At 70.2% G+C, this 14786-nt stretch carries 13 protein-coding genes; 5 read left to right on the top strand and 8 right to left on the bottom strand.

The window, feature by feature from the left end:
• Positions 1 to 154 precede the first annotated feature (154 nt).
• Together IE307_RS29615 and IE307_RS29620 are read right to left on the bottom strand one after the other, a co-directional pair.
• Entirely contained in the window at positions 155 to 616 is a 462-nt protein-coding gene (locus IE307_RS29615; protein ID WP_191302672.1) for an NlpC/P60 family protein, read from the bottom strand.
• 24 nt (positions 617 to 640) lie between these two features.
• Positions 641 to 1153 carry a GNAT family N-acetyltransferase gene (locus tag IE307_RS29620; protein ID WP_191302673.1) on the bottom strand — a complete coding sequence of 171 codons (513 nt, stop codon included), beginning with the start codon at positions 1151 to 1153 and terminating at the stop codon, positions 641 to 643.
• A gap of 76 nt (positions 1154 to 1229) precedes the next feature.
• Here IE307_RS29620 and IE307_RS29625 point away from each other — a divergent pair, with 76 nt between their 5' ends.
• The gene (locus tag IE307_RS29625) at positions 1230 to 1676 is read left to right on the top strand and encodes a winged helix-turn-helix transcriptional regulator (protein WP_191302674.1); all 447 of its coding nucleotides are present in this window, start codon (positions 1230 to 1232) and stop codon (positions 1674 to 1676) included.
• A gap of 6 nt (positions 1677 to 1682) precedes the next feature.
• Here the strand turns inward: IE307_RS29625 and IE307_RS29630 are convergent, their stop codons facing one another.
• Both IE307_RS29630 and IE307_RS29635 read right to left on the bottom strand, forming a co-directional pair.
• On the bottom strand, positions 1683 to 4682 hold the full coding sequence (locus tag IE307_RS29630; protein ID WP_191302675.1) for an AfsR/SARP family transcriptional regulator: 3000 nt from the start codon (positions 4680 to 4682) through the stop codon (positions 1683 to 1685).
• A 43-nt stretch (positions 4683 to 4725) separates the two neighbouring features.
• On the bottom strand, positions 4726 to 5313 hold the full coding sequence (locus tag IE307_RS29635; RefSeq protein ID WP_229905195.1) for a TetR/AcrR family transcriptional regulator: 588 nt from the start codon (positions 5311 to 5313) through the stop codon (positions 4726 to 4728).
• A 78-nt stretch (positions 5314 to 5391) separates the two neighbouring features.
• On the opposite strand from IE307_RS29635, the gene IE307_RS29640 reads away from it, so the two are divergent.
• Positions 5392 to 5838, top strand: a complete 447-nt coding sequence (locus IE307_RS29640; protein WP_191302677.1) for a DUF1453 domain-containing protein — start codon at positions 5392 to 5394, stop codon at positions 5836 to 5838.
• Positions 5825 to 7042 (top strand): aminotransferase class V-fold PLP-dependent enzyme, encoded by a 1218-nt coding sequence (locus IE307_RS29645; protein WP_191302678.1) that lies wholly within the window; start codon positions 5825 to 5827, stop codon positions 7040 to 7042. Before IE307_RS29640 ends, IE307_RS29645 begins: the two co-directional genes overlap by 14 nt.
• On the opposite strand, the gene IE307_RS29650 is transcribed toward IE307_RS29645, so the two are convergent.
• From IE307_RS29650 to polA, 4 genes are all read right to left on the bottom strand, one after another.
• The gene (locus IE307_RS29650; RefSeq protein WP_191302679.1) at positions 7023 to 8078 is read right to left on the bottom strand and encodes an Hsp70 family protein; all 1056 of its coding nucleotides are present in this window, start codon (positions 8076 to 8078) and stop codon (positions 7023 to 7025) included. The genes IE307_RS29645 and IE307_RS29650 overlap by 20 nt on opposite strands.
• A gap of 88 nt (positions 8079 to 8166) precedes the next feature.
• The gene (locus tag IE307_RS29655) at positions 8167 to 8793 is read right to left on the bottom strand and encodes a SecDF P1 head subdomain-containing protein (protein ID WP_191302680.1); all 627 of its coding nucleotides are present in this window, start codon (positions 8791 to 8793) and stop codon (positions 8167 to 8169) included.
• A gap of 32 nt (positions 8794 to 8825) precedes the next feature.
• Positions 8826 to 9992, bottom strand: coding sequence for a glycosyltransferase (locus IE307_RS29660; protein WP_191302681.1), 1167 nt, complete (start codon positions 9990 to 9992; stop codon positions 8826 to 8828).
• Positions 9993 to 10324: 332 nt separating this feature from the next.
• Positions 10325 to 12997 carry a DNA polymerase I gene (gene polA / locus IE307_RS29665; protein ID WP_191302682.1) on the bottom strand — a complete coding sequence of 891 codons (2673 nt, stop codon included), beginning with the start codon at positions 12995 to 12997 and terminating at the stop codon, positions 10325 to 10327.
• Positions 12998 to 13125: 128 nt separating this feature from the next.
• On the opposite strand from polA, the gene IE307_RS29670 reads away from it, so the two are divergent.
• Together IE307_RS29670 and IE307_RS29675 are read left to right on the top strand one after the other, a co-directional pair.
• Positions 13126 to 13485, top strand: coding sequence for a hotdog fold thioesterase (locus IE307_RS29670; RefSeq protein WP_191302820.1), 360 nt, complete (start codon positions 13126 to 13128; stop codon positions 13483 to 13485).
• A gap of 77 nt (positions 13486 to 13562) precedes the next feature.
• The gene (locus tag IE307_RS29675) at positions 13563 to 14735 is read left to right on the top strand and encodes an alpha/beta hydrolase family protein (protein ID WP_191302683.1); all 1173 of its coding nucleotides are present in this window, start codon (positions 13563 to 13565) and stop codon (positions 14733 to 14735) included.
• Positions 14736 to 14786: the final 51 nt, after the last annotated feature.

Below are 14786 nucleotides of genomic sequence, written 5' to 3' on the forward strand. Positions count from 1 at the left end.
CAAGGCGGTGTGAAGTTTCAGTCCGGTCGAACGTCTTGTCTTGTGCCGGATCGGACAGGTTCACGGGAACCTCGAACGGGCGGTTGCTCACAGATGGACCTGACCTTCCGGGGCGTGCGTCGTCGTCCGTTCATCGGCGGAACGGCCCATCCAGTTACTCCGACACGCTCAGGTACCGGCGCGGCACGTACAGCTCCGGCCCGGTCTCGTAGGGGTAGGTGACGGCGCGCAACCGCGTGCGCTGACCACCGGCCTGCTCATACGCCCAGTACCGGCCCGGTTCCTCCGCCCACGCGGCGAAGATCACGACGTGCCGGGTCAGGTTGGTGCCGTCGGTGCGGATGACCACGTCGCCCGCCCGCAGGTCCTCGGCGGGGATCAGGGTGCTCACCACGGCCAGGCCGCGGGTGTCGAAACCGCCGTGCCGGTCCTCCGGCCTTCCCGGCAGGCCCCACGCCATCGACACGAAGCCCGAGCAGTCGGCGCGGTAGATGCCGTGCTCGTTCTGGTGGAACCTCGTCTGGTTGTACGGGACCGAGTCGCGCAGCCAGGAACACGCGCGCTCCACGATCTCGGAGCGGTGGATCAGGCGGCCGGCGGCACGTGCGGTGGTCACGGCGCCATGGTCCGGACGGGACCTCTAAATCTCCTGCAAGCTCTCTACAAGGTCCGCGTCGGTGATCTCGGCGGTCACCCAGGCCAGCGGGTAGCTCAGTTGCACGGAATCGGCGTCCCTGGTCAGCCGGACGCCCGGCAGGACCTTGCGCACCAGCGCGAGCATCGCGTGGTTGTCGGGCAGGACGTCGCCGTGCAGCACCGCGACGCCCATCCTGGCCGCGACCGACGTCAGCTCCTCCAGCAGCAGGCGGCCGACGCCGCGGCGCTGCCACAGGTCGACCACCGCGACCGCGATCTCCGCGCCGCGCTCACTGGTCTTGATCACCCGCGCGATGCCGATCGGGTCACCGCCGACGCGAGCGCACACGGCCGCGTGCCGTTCGCCGTCCACGTCGGAGAGCACCCGGCGCGCGGACGCGGTCAGCCGCGGCGTCGGCGAGTGGAAGCGCAGGTAGCGGCTGCGCGCGGACAGTCCTTCGAACACCGCGTCGACAGCTTCCGGCGCGGTGTCGCGGTCGAGCTCGGTGACGCGCATGAGGACCTACCCCCTGGGTTCGGAATCCGAACTGTAGCTGAGTTCGAAAATCGAACGCAAGGGATATCCTGGTGTCATGCCGTACTCGAACTTCGCGAGCATGCCCTGCACGCTGAGCCGCCCCGCGGCGTTGCTGGGCGAGCGCTGGACGCTGCTGCTGCTCCGCCAGATCTTCCTGGGCACCCGCCGCTTCGAGGACTTCCAGGCCACGATGGACATCTCGCGCAGCGTCCTGACCGACCGGCTGAACGTGCTCCTGCAGGAGAACGTGCTCAAGCGCGTGCCCTACAGCGAGGACGGCCGCACACGGCACGAGTACCGCCTCACGGAGAAAGGCCGCGACCTCTACCCCGTGCTGATGGCGTTGCGCACGTGGGGCGAGAAGTGGATGGCTCCGGACGAGGAGGAGTCGTTCCACCTGCACCACCGCGACTGCGGCGGCGGTGTGCGGGCGAAGGTCGAGTGCACCGGGTGCGGCGCCGAACTGAGCGCGCGCGACGTGGAGGTGACGGCCAGGCAGTGAGCCCGACTAGTCCGTCTCGAGGCTCGCACGCCACCCGGCGGCGCTCGTCCCCTCCAGTTCCCGCGCCTCCCTCGCCCCCAGCGACACGAACAACTCCGCGGCCCGCGACCACATCCCGTCGTCCGCGGTCGCCGCCGCAAGGTCCCGCATGGTGCGCGCCTGCCAGATCGGCAGCCCGAGCGCGGTCCACTGGTCGAGCGCGTCCGCGAGGAGGTCCGCCGCCTCGCCGTCACGCCCCCGCGCCAGGGCCAGCTCACCGAGCGTCCTGGTCATCAGCGCGACGCCGAACCGGTCGTGCTGACGCGTGCAGACCTCCAGGCACTCGGCCAGGAGGTCGTCCACGCCGTCCAGCGCGCCCGTCCGCAGCGACGCCTTCGCCAGCGACTGGACCGCGTACGTGGCACCGAGTTCGTCCCCGGCCTCGCGCAGGATCCGCTCGGCCTCCCGGCTCAGTTCCGCCGCCTCCGCGTACGTTCCCGCCGCACGGTGGCACAGGCTCAACGCGCGCAACGCCAACGCCTCGCCTCGTCTGTCCTCCTGCACGCGGTACAGCTCCACGCAGCGTTCGAACGCTTTCCTGGCCTCGGCCAGATCACCGTGGTCTCGGTGGATCGCGCCGACGCCGTAGCTCGCGGCCGCGACGACACCGTCGTCCCCCAGCGCGATCGCCCTGTCGAGCAGCTCACGGGCCCGGCCGAACTCGGCGAGGTCGCGCAGGACCGTGCCCGTGCCGACGAGGGCGACGGCGAGCGTCCCTGCTTCGCCGATGTCCTCCGCGATGTCCGCCGCCTGCTCGAAGTGCGCGAGCGCCGCCGCGAAGTCGTCCTGCTCGTAGCGCAGCTGGCCGAGCCCGGCGAGCAGCACGGCCTCGGCCCGCCGGTTGCCGCGTTCGCGCACCGAGCGCAGCGCCACGAGGTGGGTGCGCTGCCAGTTGCCGAACTCGTTGCGCGCCGCGAAGGGCGACGACAGCAGCGACGTGATCACGGTGGTGGTCAGCTCGTCGACACCGAGGTCGTGCGCTCGTTCGACGGCACGCACGACCGCGTCCGTCTCGGAGTGCAGCCAGCCGGTCGGGTCCTCCTCGACGTCCTCCTCGAGCCGCGGGTCCACGTCGATCTCGGTGTGCAGGCGCGGCCGCAGCCCCAGCGTCACCCGCGGCAGCTTCCGCACCCCGGCCTCGACCAGCGCGAGCCAGGTCTCCAGCAGGCGCGTGACGGCCTCCGCGGCGGCTTCGCCCGACGCCTGCTCGGCGCCGAAGAGCTGCACGAGGTCGTGGAACCGGTAGCGCACCCGGCCGATCTGGTCGACACCGGCGACGTCCACCAGCCGAAGGTCCACCAGGTGCTCCACGACGTCTTCCGCGTCGTACGGCGAGATGTCCAGCAACGGCGCCGCTACCCACGCGCCGAAGTCCGGCAGGTCGAGCACCGACAGCAGGTGGAAGGCCTTGCGGTGCAACGGGTCCAGTTCGGCGTAGGTCAGCCGGAGCGACGACCGGATGGCGAGGTCGCCCATCTCCAGTTCGTCGAGCCTTCGCCGTTCGTCGGACAGCCGCTCGGCGAGCGTCTTCAACGGCCAGTGCGGACGCGCCAGCAGCTTCGCCCCCGCCGCCCGCAACGCGAGCGGCACACCACCGCACAGCCGCGCGATCCGGTGCGCCGCCTCGGGTTCCGCGGTGATCCGCCCGGGGCCGACGATCCGCCGAAGCATCTCGAGGCTGGTCTCCTCGCTGAGGAACCCGAGCTCGACCGGCTCGACGCCCTCGAGCCCGGTGAGCCTGCGACGGCTCGTGATGATGACGAAGCAGTTCGCGTTGCCCGGCAGCAACGGCCTGACCTGCGCCTCGCTGCGGGCGTTGTCGAGCACGATCACCAGCCGCCGGTCGGACACGGTGCGCCGGTACAGCTCGACGCGTTCGTCCGGTGCCGCCGGCTGGTCCTGGCCGGGAACGCCGAGCAGCGCGAGGAACCGGCCGACGACCTCCTGCGGTTCGAGGTCGCGCCCGCCGCCGCGCAGGTCCGCGAACAGCTGGCCGTCCGGGTACGACTTCCGCAGCAGGTGCGCGGCGTGCACGGCCAGTGCGGACTTGCCCGCGCCGCCGAAGCCGGACACCACCGCGGTCGGCGTCGCGGTGCCCTCGTCCCGCCCTTCGGTGAGACCCAGCACCTGCTTCAGCGCCTCCTGGCGTCCGATGAAGTCGCTGATGTCGGGCGGCAGGTGGTGCGGGACGACCTGGTGCGTGGTGACGGCGACGGGCGCCGCCACCACCGTCAGCTTCGGAGGAGAGGCTTCGACGGTGCCGTTGAGGATCTGAGCGTGCAGGTCGCGCAGCTTCTCGCCCGGTTCGATGCCGAGCTCGTCGAGCAGGTGCTCGCGCGCGTCGCGGTAGACCTGCAGCGCGTCCGCCTGCCGTCCGGCGCGGTGGAGCGCCCGCATGAGCAGCTCCCGCGTCTCCTCGCGCGTCGGATGGGCGTTGACCAGCGCGGACAGTCGCGTGATCGCGTCCTCGACCCGGTTCTGCGCGAGCTCGCAGCGCCCGAGTCCCTCCTCGGCACTGAGCCGGGACTCCTCCAGCGCGAGCGCGTGCCCGCGGGCGAACGGCGCGTCGACCCCGTGCAACGCCGGACCGCGCCACAACGAGAGGCCGTGCTGGTGGTGCGTGATCGCGGTGGCGTGGTCGCCGGACCGCTCCGCCTGCCGCGCCGTGGTCAGGTGCCGGTGGAACTCCTCGACGTCGCTGTCCAGGTCGAGGAGGTACCCCGGCGCCCTGGTGACCAGCGACTGGCCGACCGCGCGCCGCAACGACGACACGTAGGTGTGCACCAACGCACCCGCGGTCTGTGGCGGTGACTCCCCCCAGATCAGGTCGACCAGCCGTTCGACCGGTACGACCTGACGAGGCTGCAACAACAACGCGGCGAGCAACGTCCTCGGCTTCGGACCACCGAGGCCCACCTGTCTGTCGCCGACCCACACCTCGATCGGCCCCAACACGAGCGCTTTCACGCCCACCCCCATCCCCGGGCAAACGCCTAGAAGGATGCCGGAACTACCTCAGCGAGTCGAGGTGCCCGCACAGCAACGACACCGTGAGCTCCGGCGTCATCCGGTCCGGGTGCAGCACGCCGTCGACGGTGAGGCCGTTGATCAACGACGCCAGCCGTTCGGACTCCAGCGCGAGGTCGTGCGCCGCCGCGATGGTCCCGGCCTCGGTCATCACGGTCAGCACGCGGTGGCAGAGCCGGCGCAGGCCGTCGTAGAGGCGTTCGGCGTGCGGCACGAGCGACGGGCGGGTGCGGGCGGCGGTGACGAACGCCAGCCACAGCACGGCCTCGTCACGCCGGCGGTCGTCGAGCGGGAGCACCTCCGACAGCACGCGTTCCGCGGGCCGGCGGACGTCGCTGCGATCTCCCAGCGACCGCACGTGGGCGAGAACGCGCTGGTCGATCGACTGGATCAGCGCTTCGACGGCAAACAGGATCATGTCGTCGTGGCTGTCGAAGTAGTGGCGGATCGACCCGATCGCGAGACCCGCCTCCACCGCCACGTTGCGCAGCGAGGCCTGTTCGACGCCGTCGCGCACGACCACGCGGAACACCGCCTCGGCGACGGCTTGGCGGCGCACTGCGGGATCCACGACTCTCGGTGACACCTCCCTTTTGTAGCATGACCCTGCTAGTTTAAGTAGCAGGGTCATGCTACTTAGGGGGATGCAATGACGTATGCGCTGATCGCGGCTGGTGTGCTGTACGTGCTCGTGCGCCGGTTCAGGGGAGAACCGCTCAACGCCAGGGACCTGCTGGCACCGCCCGCGTTCCTGCTCTTCTTCGGCGTCCGCGCGGTCGACGAGTTCCACCTGGCCTACCTGCTCCCGCTCGCCGCCGGGTTCGCGTTCGGCGTGCTCCGGGGCATGACGATCAAGCTGTTCGAGCGCGACGGCCACCTGTGGCAGCGGTACACGCCGTGGACGTTGGTCGTCTGGGCCGGGTCGCTCGGGGTGAGCCTCGGACTGGGGTTGCTGATCGGCGGACACGCGCCGATCCAGTTGTCCATCGGCGTGGGCATGCTCGGCGAGCTGTGCGCCGTGGGCGCGAAGGCGTTGAACACAGGACTGCCGTTCGCACCGGAGAAGCTGTCCAATGGACGGCATGGAACGTCGTGACTTCCTCGTGGGGGCAGGACTGCTCGCCGTGGCGCCGACCTCGTCGTCGGCCGCGCGGGGAGTGGACTGGGGCTCCGTCCGGCGCGAGTTCCGGCTCGACCCCGCGCTGACCAACCTGGGGCTGTTCTACCTGGCGTCGAACCCGCGCGAGGTGCGGGACGCGGTCGAGGAGTTCCAGCGCAGGCTCGACGCCAACTCGCACGACCTGATGCCCGAGCAGGCGCAGGAGGTCGCCGTCGCGCTCGGGCAGTACGTCGGCGGCGCCGCGGACGACATCGCGTTCGTGCCCAACACCACCATCGGGCTCTCGATCGTCTACGGCGGCCTGAAACTGCGCGCCGGCCAGGAGTTGCTGCTCAGCGACCAGGACCACGCGTGGCACCAGCAGGCGGCCAGGCTCGCGGCGACCCGCGCCGGCGCCCAGGTCAGGGTCGGCACCCTCTTCGAGAACCCGGCGAAGGCCACCGAGGACGAGATCGCGACCCGGCTGCGGAACTCGATCACCCCGCAGACACGCGCCGTCGGCATCACCTGGGTGCAGTCGAGCACGGGCTTGAGAATGCCCGTGCGAGCGTGCGCTTCGGTCGTCGCCGAGGCGAACCGCGGCCGCGCACGGGAAGACCGCTGCCTCCTCGTCGTAGACGGCGTGCACGGCCTCGCGGCGGTCGACGACGACGCGGCGCGCATGGGCGCGGACGTGTTCGTCGCCGGCACGCACAAGTGGTTGTTCGGGCCGCGCGGCACCGGCATGGTCTGGGTGAACCCCGAGGTGAGCGACCAGATCGTGCCGCTGCTGCCGAGCCTGAGCGACCGCAGCACGACCGCCCTGCTCGGCCCCGGCGGCTTCCACGCGTTCGAGCAGTACTTCGCCGTGCAGGCGGCGGTGCGTTTCCACCAGCGCCTGGGCCGCGACCGCGTGGCGTCCCGAATCACCGAACTGGCCGGCCGCTTCAAGGACGGCCTCGCCGACATCCCCGGCACCGTGATCCACACATCGCGCGACCCGGCGACGTCCGCCGGCATGGTGTGCTTCGACATCGCGGGCCACACCGGCCCCGAACTGGTGGACCTGTTGCGCCAGAAGGACATCCAGATCACCACGGCGTCGTACCGGATCCCGTACGCGCGGATCGGCACGTCGATCCTCAACACCCCGGAGGAGATCGACCGGACCCTCCGGGAGATCAGCGCCCTGGCGCGCTGATCCGCGGCAACTCCGCCACCCCGGGCGGCGCGAGCCGCACACTGGTGTTCTCCGTCCGTGGCTGGTTCATCGCGTCGTGCGCGACCCACCCACCTCCAAGAACAAGTGCCAGCAACCCCGCCGCGATGAACGGCGTCGTCGGAATCCGCCGCTTCGACTCCTCCTCCCGCGGCACGGGAACCTCAACGGTCGGCTCCTCCGAGGGTTCAGGCTCCAACTGCTTCGCTTCGAGGTACGCACCCGTAGCCGCCGCACCGTCAGGAGCCCGCATCACCGGAATCTGCAACCGCTCCGCGATCTCCCGCGCCACCAACGGAATCCGCGACGACCCGCCCACGAGCAGGACGACGTCGGGCAGGCACAACCCCGCGCTACCGGCCACGCGTTCCAGCGCGTCCACCACCGACTCGATCAACGGCCGCACCACCGCCTCGAACTCCAACCGGCTCAGCCGAACCTCACGCACCTCACCACTCGTTGCGACATAAGGAATCCGCACCTCCGGATAGCTGCCGAGCAGCTCCTTCGCCTCAACACAGCTGCGCACGAGCTCACGACTGTGCGTGCCGATCTTCGCGATCACGTGCTCCGCCACCAGCTCGTCGATGTAGAACCCACCGACCTCAACCCGTTCGGGCTGCCCCGCCAGCAACAACACGCCCTGCTTGCGCAACACCGTGATGTCACACCCGGTGGCCCCGAAGTCGAACACCGCCACCGTGCTGTGCTCAGGCATCTGCACGTCAGCGTCGAACGCGATGGCAGCAGCATGCGGCGCCGGCACGAACAACACGTCCGCACGCCCCGCGTTGATGAGGTCCTGCCGCAACTGCTCGAGGTGCTCGTGCGGCCAGCACAACGGATGCGTCATGGCCACCCGGCTCGGCGACTCCCCGTGCCGCTGCGCGAGTTCGTCGAGAACCTGCGCGATCTCCCTGGCCGCCGCCTGCTGACGCCGGCCGTTGGTCGTGACGCCGCTCGCGGTGGCGACGGTGGTGCCTGCGGATCCGAGATCGAGCCCAACCTGGTACGACATGCGGGTCACCCCTCACTGCGGACACCCACTACACGTACGTCTCAGCCGGGTCGGTTCACCCGCCGGGCTCGTCGATCCCGTGCCCGGATCACCGGCCGACCAGTTGCCTCGCGAGCTGGTCGGCCTCCGCCGCGGTGAACTTGCCGGAGATCTGCGTGGTGCCACCGGTGATCGGCGACTGGATTGTCGGCGCGCTGAGCACGCGTCCGTTGATCAGGATCGCGACCTGCTTGCTCACGTTGGCGGTCGTGAAGTCGCTCCAGGTCCGTGCGCCCTCGGCGTCGAACTCGACCGTCACGACGTGACCGCCGTACTCACTGGGGCTGGCCGTGGCCGCCTTGACCCGCTCGCCGTCCAGGAAGACCGGGCCGAGGTCGTACTTGAACTCACCGGCGTCGCAGGTCACCAGTGGGGCGGCCGCGTCGTCGTTGCCCACCAGCGGGTCGGGGGCGGTGCAGTCGAGCGTGCCGAGTGCCTGCTCGCGGACGGTGGTGTCGGTGCTCTGCCTGGTCGCCCGCGCCGTCTGGACCGCCGGGTCGCCCGCCTCGTTCTGCGGTACCGGGTAGCCGGCCGACGGCTTGGTGGTCGGGGCCTGGCCCTGGACCGCGCGGAAGGTCAGCTTGCCGGTGAGCCACTCCTCCCTGGCCGGCGTGCCCGGCTCGGTGGCCGTGCAGGCGGCGAGGGCGAGGAGCAGCACGACGGCGAGGATCTTCATGCCGTTGGCTTACCACGCGGTCACCGCCCGCATCAGTCGAATTGCAGCGCCATCAGCCGTTCTGCCGCTGCCCTTGCACCGTCCGTGCGCACTTGGGTGGCGACCTCGGCGGCTTCTTCGGTGAGGCCGAGCGCCTCGGCCAGGACCTCGGCCGTCACGGCTGTCGCCGAGCGGCCGATGTTCAGCCGTTCGACCTGACTGCCCCAGTAGTACTGGTCGTACATGTGCGGCAGCACGACCTGCGGCCTGCCCGCCGCCGCGGCCGTCGTGGTGGTGCCGGCGCCGCCGTGGTGCACGATCGCGGCCGTGCGGCGGAAGAGCGCCTGCTGGTTCACCTCGCCGATCGTGATGCAGTCCTTGGCGTCGTCGGTGAGTTCGAGGTCTGCCCAACCTCGTTGCAGGACAACCCTTCTGCCCAGTTCTCGGGCCGCCTCGACGGCCTGGGAGGCCATGTCCGGTGTGCCGCGCATGCTGCCCAGGCCGAAGTAGACCGGCGGTTCGCCGTCGTCCAGGAACGCCTCCAGGTCCGGGCTGAGCGGGCGGTGGTCGTCGAGCAGCCAGGCGCCGGTCTGGACGAGGTCTCCTGGGCCGGGCCACGGGCCGAGCACCGGGTCGGCTGCGAGCCACGGGGAGTCGCCGAAGATGTGGTCGCGAACGTCGTCGATCGGAGCGAGGCCGAGCTTGGCGCGTTCGGCGTTGAGGGTGTCGCGCGAACTTGTGAAGTAGTGCCGATGTCGGTCCCACTGCGCAAGGTTGTCCTCGGGTGTTCCGTTCACCGGCACGCGGCCGAGCATCGCGGGCGGAGCGTGGTGCGGGGAGGGCAGTGTGTTCGCGCAGAAGCTCGCGTAGACGTAGTGCGCACCGATGCTTTCCGCGACGGAACGGGTCGCGTGTTGCAGCGCGCCGCCCGCCACGAGGACGTCGGCTCGGTCCGCCGCACGCGTGACGACCCGGAACTGTTCCCTGACCGACTCCTCCACCAGCCGGCGCAGGTCGTCGGGCGTGGTCTTGACGGCCGTGGCGGTGCGCAGGTTCGGGCCGACCGGTGTGAAGCCGATGCCGTTGCCGGTGACGAGTTCCTCGAAGTCCGGCGGCGCGACGACCTCGACGTCGTTGCCGAGTTCCCTCAACCGCACGGCCAGCGCGGTAACCGGCTGCGCCTCTCCCCGTGACCCGATTGTGGACAGCAGAAATCTCATCGCGAAACCCCTCAATTCCCTGGTGAGGCCACGAATTGTGGGGGCGACCCCGGGTCTTGCGGCAAGCCCCGGGGCGCGCTATAAGTTCCAATGGGAGAAAGAATCCCCGTTGCACCACACAGCCCGCCCGAGCACTCGGCTCGGACGGGCTGATTCGCGTTGTGGGCCCTAGGCCGTGTCCCGGAAGTCCCATCGGGCGGCAGTGGCGGGCGAGGGCCCCGGAGACGGCACCGCCGCGATGCCCGAATACGCGCGGTATGAGGACATCGCGGCGGCACCGCCTCCGGAACTCTCGCCCGCGCCTGCCACCGGACGAACTTCCGGGACACGGCCTAGTGGGCGGCGTCGTCCCAGGAACGACCCACGCCGACCGAGACCTCCAGCGGGACCTGGAGCTGGTAGGCGTTGCCCATCTGGTCGCGGACGAGGGCCTCGACGGCCTCGCGCTCGCCCTCGGCGACCTCCAGCACCAGTTCGTCGTGGACCTGCAGGAGCATCCGCGAGCGCAGGTCGGACGACTCCAGCGCCCGGTAGACGCCCAGCATGGCCACCTTGATGATGTCCGCCGCGCTGCCCTGGATCGGCGCGTTCAGCGCCATGCGCTCGGCCATCTCGCGGCGCTGGCGGTTGTCCGACGTCAGGTCGGGCAGGTAGCGGCGGCGGCCGAGGACGGTCTCGGTGTAGCCGTCCTTGCGGGCCTTCTCGACGATCTCGTTGAGGTAGTCGCGCACGCCGCCGAAGCGGGAGAAGTACGCCTCCATCTGCTCGCGGGCCTCTTCGGTCGGGATGCGCAACTGCTGCGACAGACCGAACACCGACAGGCCGTACGCGAGGCCGTACGACATCGCCTTGATGCGGCGGCGCATCTCGCCCGTCACCTCGGAGGTGGGGATCGAGAACGCCTGCGAGGCCACGTAGGTGTGCAGGTCCTCGCCGCTGTTGAACGCCGCGATCAGGCCCTCGTCGCCGGACAGCGTCGCCATGATCCGCATCTCGATCTGGCTGTAGTCCGCGGTCATCAGCTCCGCGTAGCCCCCGCCCACGACGAACGCCTGGCGGATGCGCCGGCCCTCGTCCGTGCGGATCGGGATGTTCTGCAGGTTCGGGTCCGTCGAGGACAGCCGGCCCGTGGCGGCGATCGTCTGGTGGAACGTCGTGTGGATGCGGCCGTCGTCGGCCACCGACTTCAGCAGGCCGTCCACAGTGGACTTCAGGCGCGTGACGTCGCGGTGCGACAGCAGGTGCTGCAGGAACGGGTGCTCGGTCTGCTCGAACAGGTTCTGCAGCGCGTCGGCGTCCGTCGTGTAGCCGGTCTTGGTCTTCTTCGTCTTCGGCATGTTCAGCTCGTCGAAGAGGACCGTCTGCAGCTGCTTCGGGCTGCCGAGGTTGATCTCCTTGCCGATGACGGCGTACGCCTCCTGCGCTGCGTTCTTCACGCCCGCAGCGAAGTGCGACTCCAGCTCGGAGAGGTGGTCGACGTCGATCGCGATGCCGACGGCCTCGACCTCGTCGAGCACGTTCATCAGCGGCAGCTCGAGGTTCGCGAGCAGGTCGGTGCCACCGATCGTGACCAGCTCCTGGTCGAGCCGGTCGGCGAGCTCGGCGACGGCCCGCGCGCGCAGGATCGTGCCGGTGGCGAGCTTCTGCGCCTCCTCGGACTCGTCGGAGAGCAGCGACAGCTGGCCGTCGCCGGACTCCTCGGCCCGCAGCTCGCGCTGGAGGTAGCGCAGCGCCAGGTCGTCCAGCGCGAACGAGCGCTGGCCGGGACGCACCAGGTACGCGGCCAGCGCCGTGTCGGAGGACAGACCGCGCAGCTTCCAGCCGCGAGCGCGCACGCGGCGCAACGGCAGCTTCAGGTCGTGGCCTGCCTTGGACACCGACTCGTCGGACAGCCACGCGGCGAGCGCCTGCTCGTCGGCCTCGTTCAGCTCCGTGACGTCGACGTACCCGCCCTCGCCGTCGGCCGTGCACAGCGCGACGCCCTCGAGGTCGGTCGTGATGCGCAGCGCGACGCCGACCCGCGTCGTGCGCGCGTGCTGGTCGAGCCACTTCGCGAGCGTGCCCGCGGGAACCGCGCCGCCGGAGACCTCGAAGCCCTCCTCGGCCTCGGGCTCCGCGGTCGTCAGCGTCTGGAAGAGACGGTCGCGCAGGACGCGGAACTCCAGCTCGTCGAACAGGCGGTGCACCGCGTCGCGGTCCCAGACCTGGACCTCGAGGCCGTCGATCGCGTACGGCAGCTCGACGTCCTTGATCAGCTCCGTGAGCTGGCGGTTCATGATGATGTTCGCCAGGTTGCCGCGCAGCGCCTCGCCGACCTTGCCCGGCACCTCGTCGACGCGGTCGACGAGCTCGTTGAGCCCGCCGAACTGGTTGAGCAGCTTGATGATCGTCTTGGGGCCGACACCGGGGGTGTTCGGCAGGTTGTCCGACGAGTCGCCGCGCACCGCCGCGTAGTCCGCGTACTGGTCGGGCCGCACGCCGTGCTTCTCCTCGACGTAGGCCGGGGTGAAGCGGCCCATCTCCGAGACGCCCTTGACCGGGTACAGCACCGTGACCTTGTCGTTGACCAGCTGGAACGCGTCTCGGTCGCCGGTGACGATCTCCACCTCGACGCCCTGCTCCACGGCCTGCGTGGTCAGCGTCGCGATGATGTCGTCCGCCTCGTAGTTCTCCTTCTCCATGGTCGGGATCTGGAGAGTGGCCAACACGTCCTTGATCAGGGAGACCTGGCTGCGGAACTCGTCCGGCGTCTTGGTGCGACCGGCCTTGTACTCGGGGTACTGCTCGGAGCGGAACGTCTTGCGCGAGACGTCGAACGCCACCGCCACGTGCGTGGGCTTCTCGTCGCGCAGGATGTTGATCAACATGGACGTGAAGCCGTACACGGCGTTCGTGACCTGGCCCGTCTTCGTCACGAAGTTCTCGGCGGGCAGGGCGTAGAACGCTCGGTAGGCCATCGAGTGACCGTCGATGAGCAGGAGCCGCTTCACGTCTGAGGTAGTCACGGGCCCGAGTCTAGGGTGGGGGTCTGACAGTTCTGCTTGAGCCCCGAGCACTGCGTTCGGCCATTTTGGGAGCCCGCGTGACCTTCGACCTGCCAATCGAGTTCGCCGACGAGCAACTGCACGCTCGGATGGGCATCGAAATCACCCGATGGGATGTCCAGGAGATGACCGGCACGATGCCGGTCAAGGGCAACCGCCAGCCGTTCGGTCTGCTGCACGGCGGCGCGAACGCGGTGCTCGCCGAACAGCTGGGCTCGATCGCCTCCGCGATGCACGCCGCGCAGTTCGACCTCATCGCCGTCGGGCTCGAGCTGTCCTGCACCCACCACCGGGCGGCGCGCGAGGGCGTCGTCACCGGCGTGGCCCGCCCGATCCACCTGGGACGGAGCACGACGACCTACGAGATCGTCGTGACCGACGAGGAGGGCAAGCGCACCTGCACCGCCCGCCTCACCTGTCTCCTGCGCCCCAAGCCGCCCGGCGCCTGAACACTGGGGTGAACCACACCCCTGTTGTGCGGTCAGCCCCAGTGCGCGACCAAGATCAGCCCGAGATCGTGGACCGCATGACCCTCACGACCCGACTGACGGCGGCGGTCCTGTGCGGAGCGCTGGCCGCGGCCTCGGTCCCGGCCACCGCGTCCGCCCGCACGGCTCGCGGCGAGCTCCTCGACGTCGTCCCGGTGTCCACGATGGACACCGGGCAGCTGGCCACGTACCTGGCGGACCGCTCCCTGGACGCCTCGCGCGTCCGCTTCGCCGTGGAGGCGAAGCGGATCACCTACCGCACCGTCGACGCCTTCGGGAAACCGACGACGGCCAGCGCCCTGATCGCCTTGCCGCGCAACGGCGACAGATCGCCGCGCCAGGTGACGTGGCTGCACGGCACCACCGGCTACCGGGGCTCCGTGGCCTCGGTGGCGGACGGCAACGACAGGGCCGCCACCTACCTCTTCGCCTCGGCCGGCTACCTGACCACGGCCCCGGACTACCTGGGCCTGGGCACCGGCCCGGGCCTCCACCCGTACGTGGACGCCCCGTCCACGGTCACGGCCTCGATGGACGCCTTGCGAGCAGCCCGCTCCTACGCCACGTCGAAGGGCTTGCGCCCTGAGCGGCGCGTCATGATCACCGGCCACTCCCAGGGCGGCCACGCGGCCATGGCGCTGGGCCAGGCCCTGGAGCGCGGCGCCGACCCACGCCTGGAGGTGGGCGCCCTGGCTCCGATCGGCGGCCCGTTCAAGCCGAGCCTGCTGGTGGCCAGGGCGCTGAACGACGAGATCGCCAACGGCGTCGCGTACATGGCGTACTGGACAGTGGCCTGGAACCGCCTCTTCGACCTCTACGACACCCCGGCCGAGGTCTTCCGCGACCCGTCGGTCGAAGCGCTCTTCGACGGCGAGCACCGCAACGAGGAGATCTTCCAGCACCTTCCCGCCACCATGCGAGAGCTCCTGACCGACTCCTACCTCCAGCGCATGCGGCACCCCACGGGCGTCCTGCGCGCAAAGCTCCGCGAGGCCGACAGCTACTGCGACTGGCGTCCCCGGGTCCCGGTGAAGATCTACTCCTCGGCGGGCGACAAGGACACGCTGCTGGAGACCTCCGCGTACTGCGACCAGCGCCTCAAGCAGCACCACGCCCGCAGCACGCTCATCGACCTCGGCGCGGACGTGGACCACGGCAAGGCCGCCAAGCTGGCCCTGCCGCAGATCCTGGCCGACTTCGACCGCACCTGACGGCGGCGCGCCGGCCGGAGCACAGAGGGCAGGGCGGAGGCCGACCCTTCG

Origin of the sequence: Lentzea cavernae, from assembly GCF_014653695.1 — a bacterium.
Lineage (GTDB): Bacteria > Actinomycetota > Actinomycetes > Mycobacteriales > Pseudonocardiaceae > Lentzea > Lentzea cavernae.

What these genes read in the sequence shown, in the direction of transcription:
- IE307_RS29620 (WP_191302673.1), bottom strand. Translation starts at nt 1,153, where the DNA reads ATGCGCGTCACCGAGCTCGACCGCGACACCGCGCCGGAAGCTGTCGAC.
- IE307_RS29625 (WP_191302674.1), top strand. Translation starts at nt 1,230, where the DNA reads ATGCCGTACTCGAACTTCGCGAGCATGCCCTGCACGCTGAGCCGCCCC.
- IE307_RS29640 (WP_191302677.1), top strand. Translation starts at nt 5,392, where the DNA reads ATGACGTATGCGCTGATCGCGGCTGGTGTGCTGTACGTGCTCGTGCGC.
- IE307_RS29645 (WP_191302678.1), top strand. Translation starts at nt 5,825, where the DNA reads ATGGAACGTCGTGACTTCCTCGTGGGGGCAGGACTGCTCGCCGTGGCG.
- IE307_RS29650 (WP_191302679.1), bottom strand. Translation starts at nt 8,078, where the DNA reads ATGTCGTACCAGGTTGGGCTCGATCTCGGATCCGCAGGCACCACCGTC.
- IE307_RS29655 (WP_191302680.1), bottom strand. Translation starts at nt 8,793, where the DNA reads ATGAAGATCCTCGCCGTCGTGCTGCTCCTCGCCCTCGCCGCCTGCACG.
- IE307_RS29660 (WP_191302681.1), bottom strand. Translation starts at nt 9,992, where the DNA reads ATGAGATTTCTGCTGTCCACAATCGGGTCACGGGGAGAGGCGCAGCCG.
- IE307_RS29670 (WP_191302820.1), top strand. Translation starts at nt 13,126, where the DNA reads ATGGGCATCGAAATCACCCGATGGGATGTCCAGGAGATGACCGGCACG.
- IE307_RS29675 (WP_191302683.1), top strand. Translation starts at nt 13,563, where the DNA reads ATGACCCTCACGACCCGACTGACGGCGGCGGTCCTGTGCGGAGCGCTG.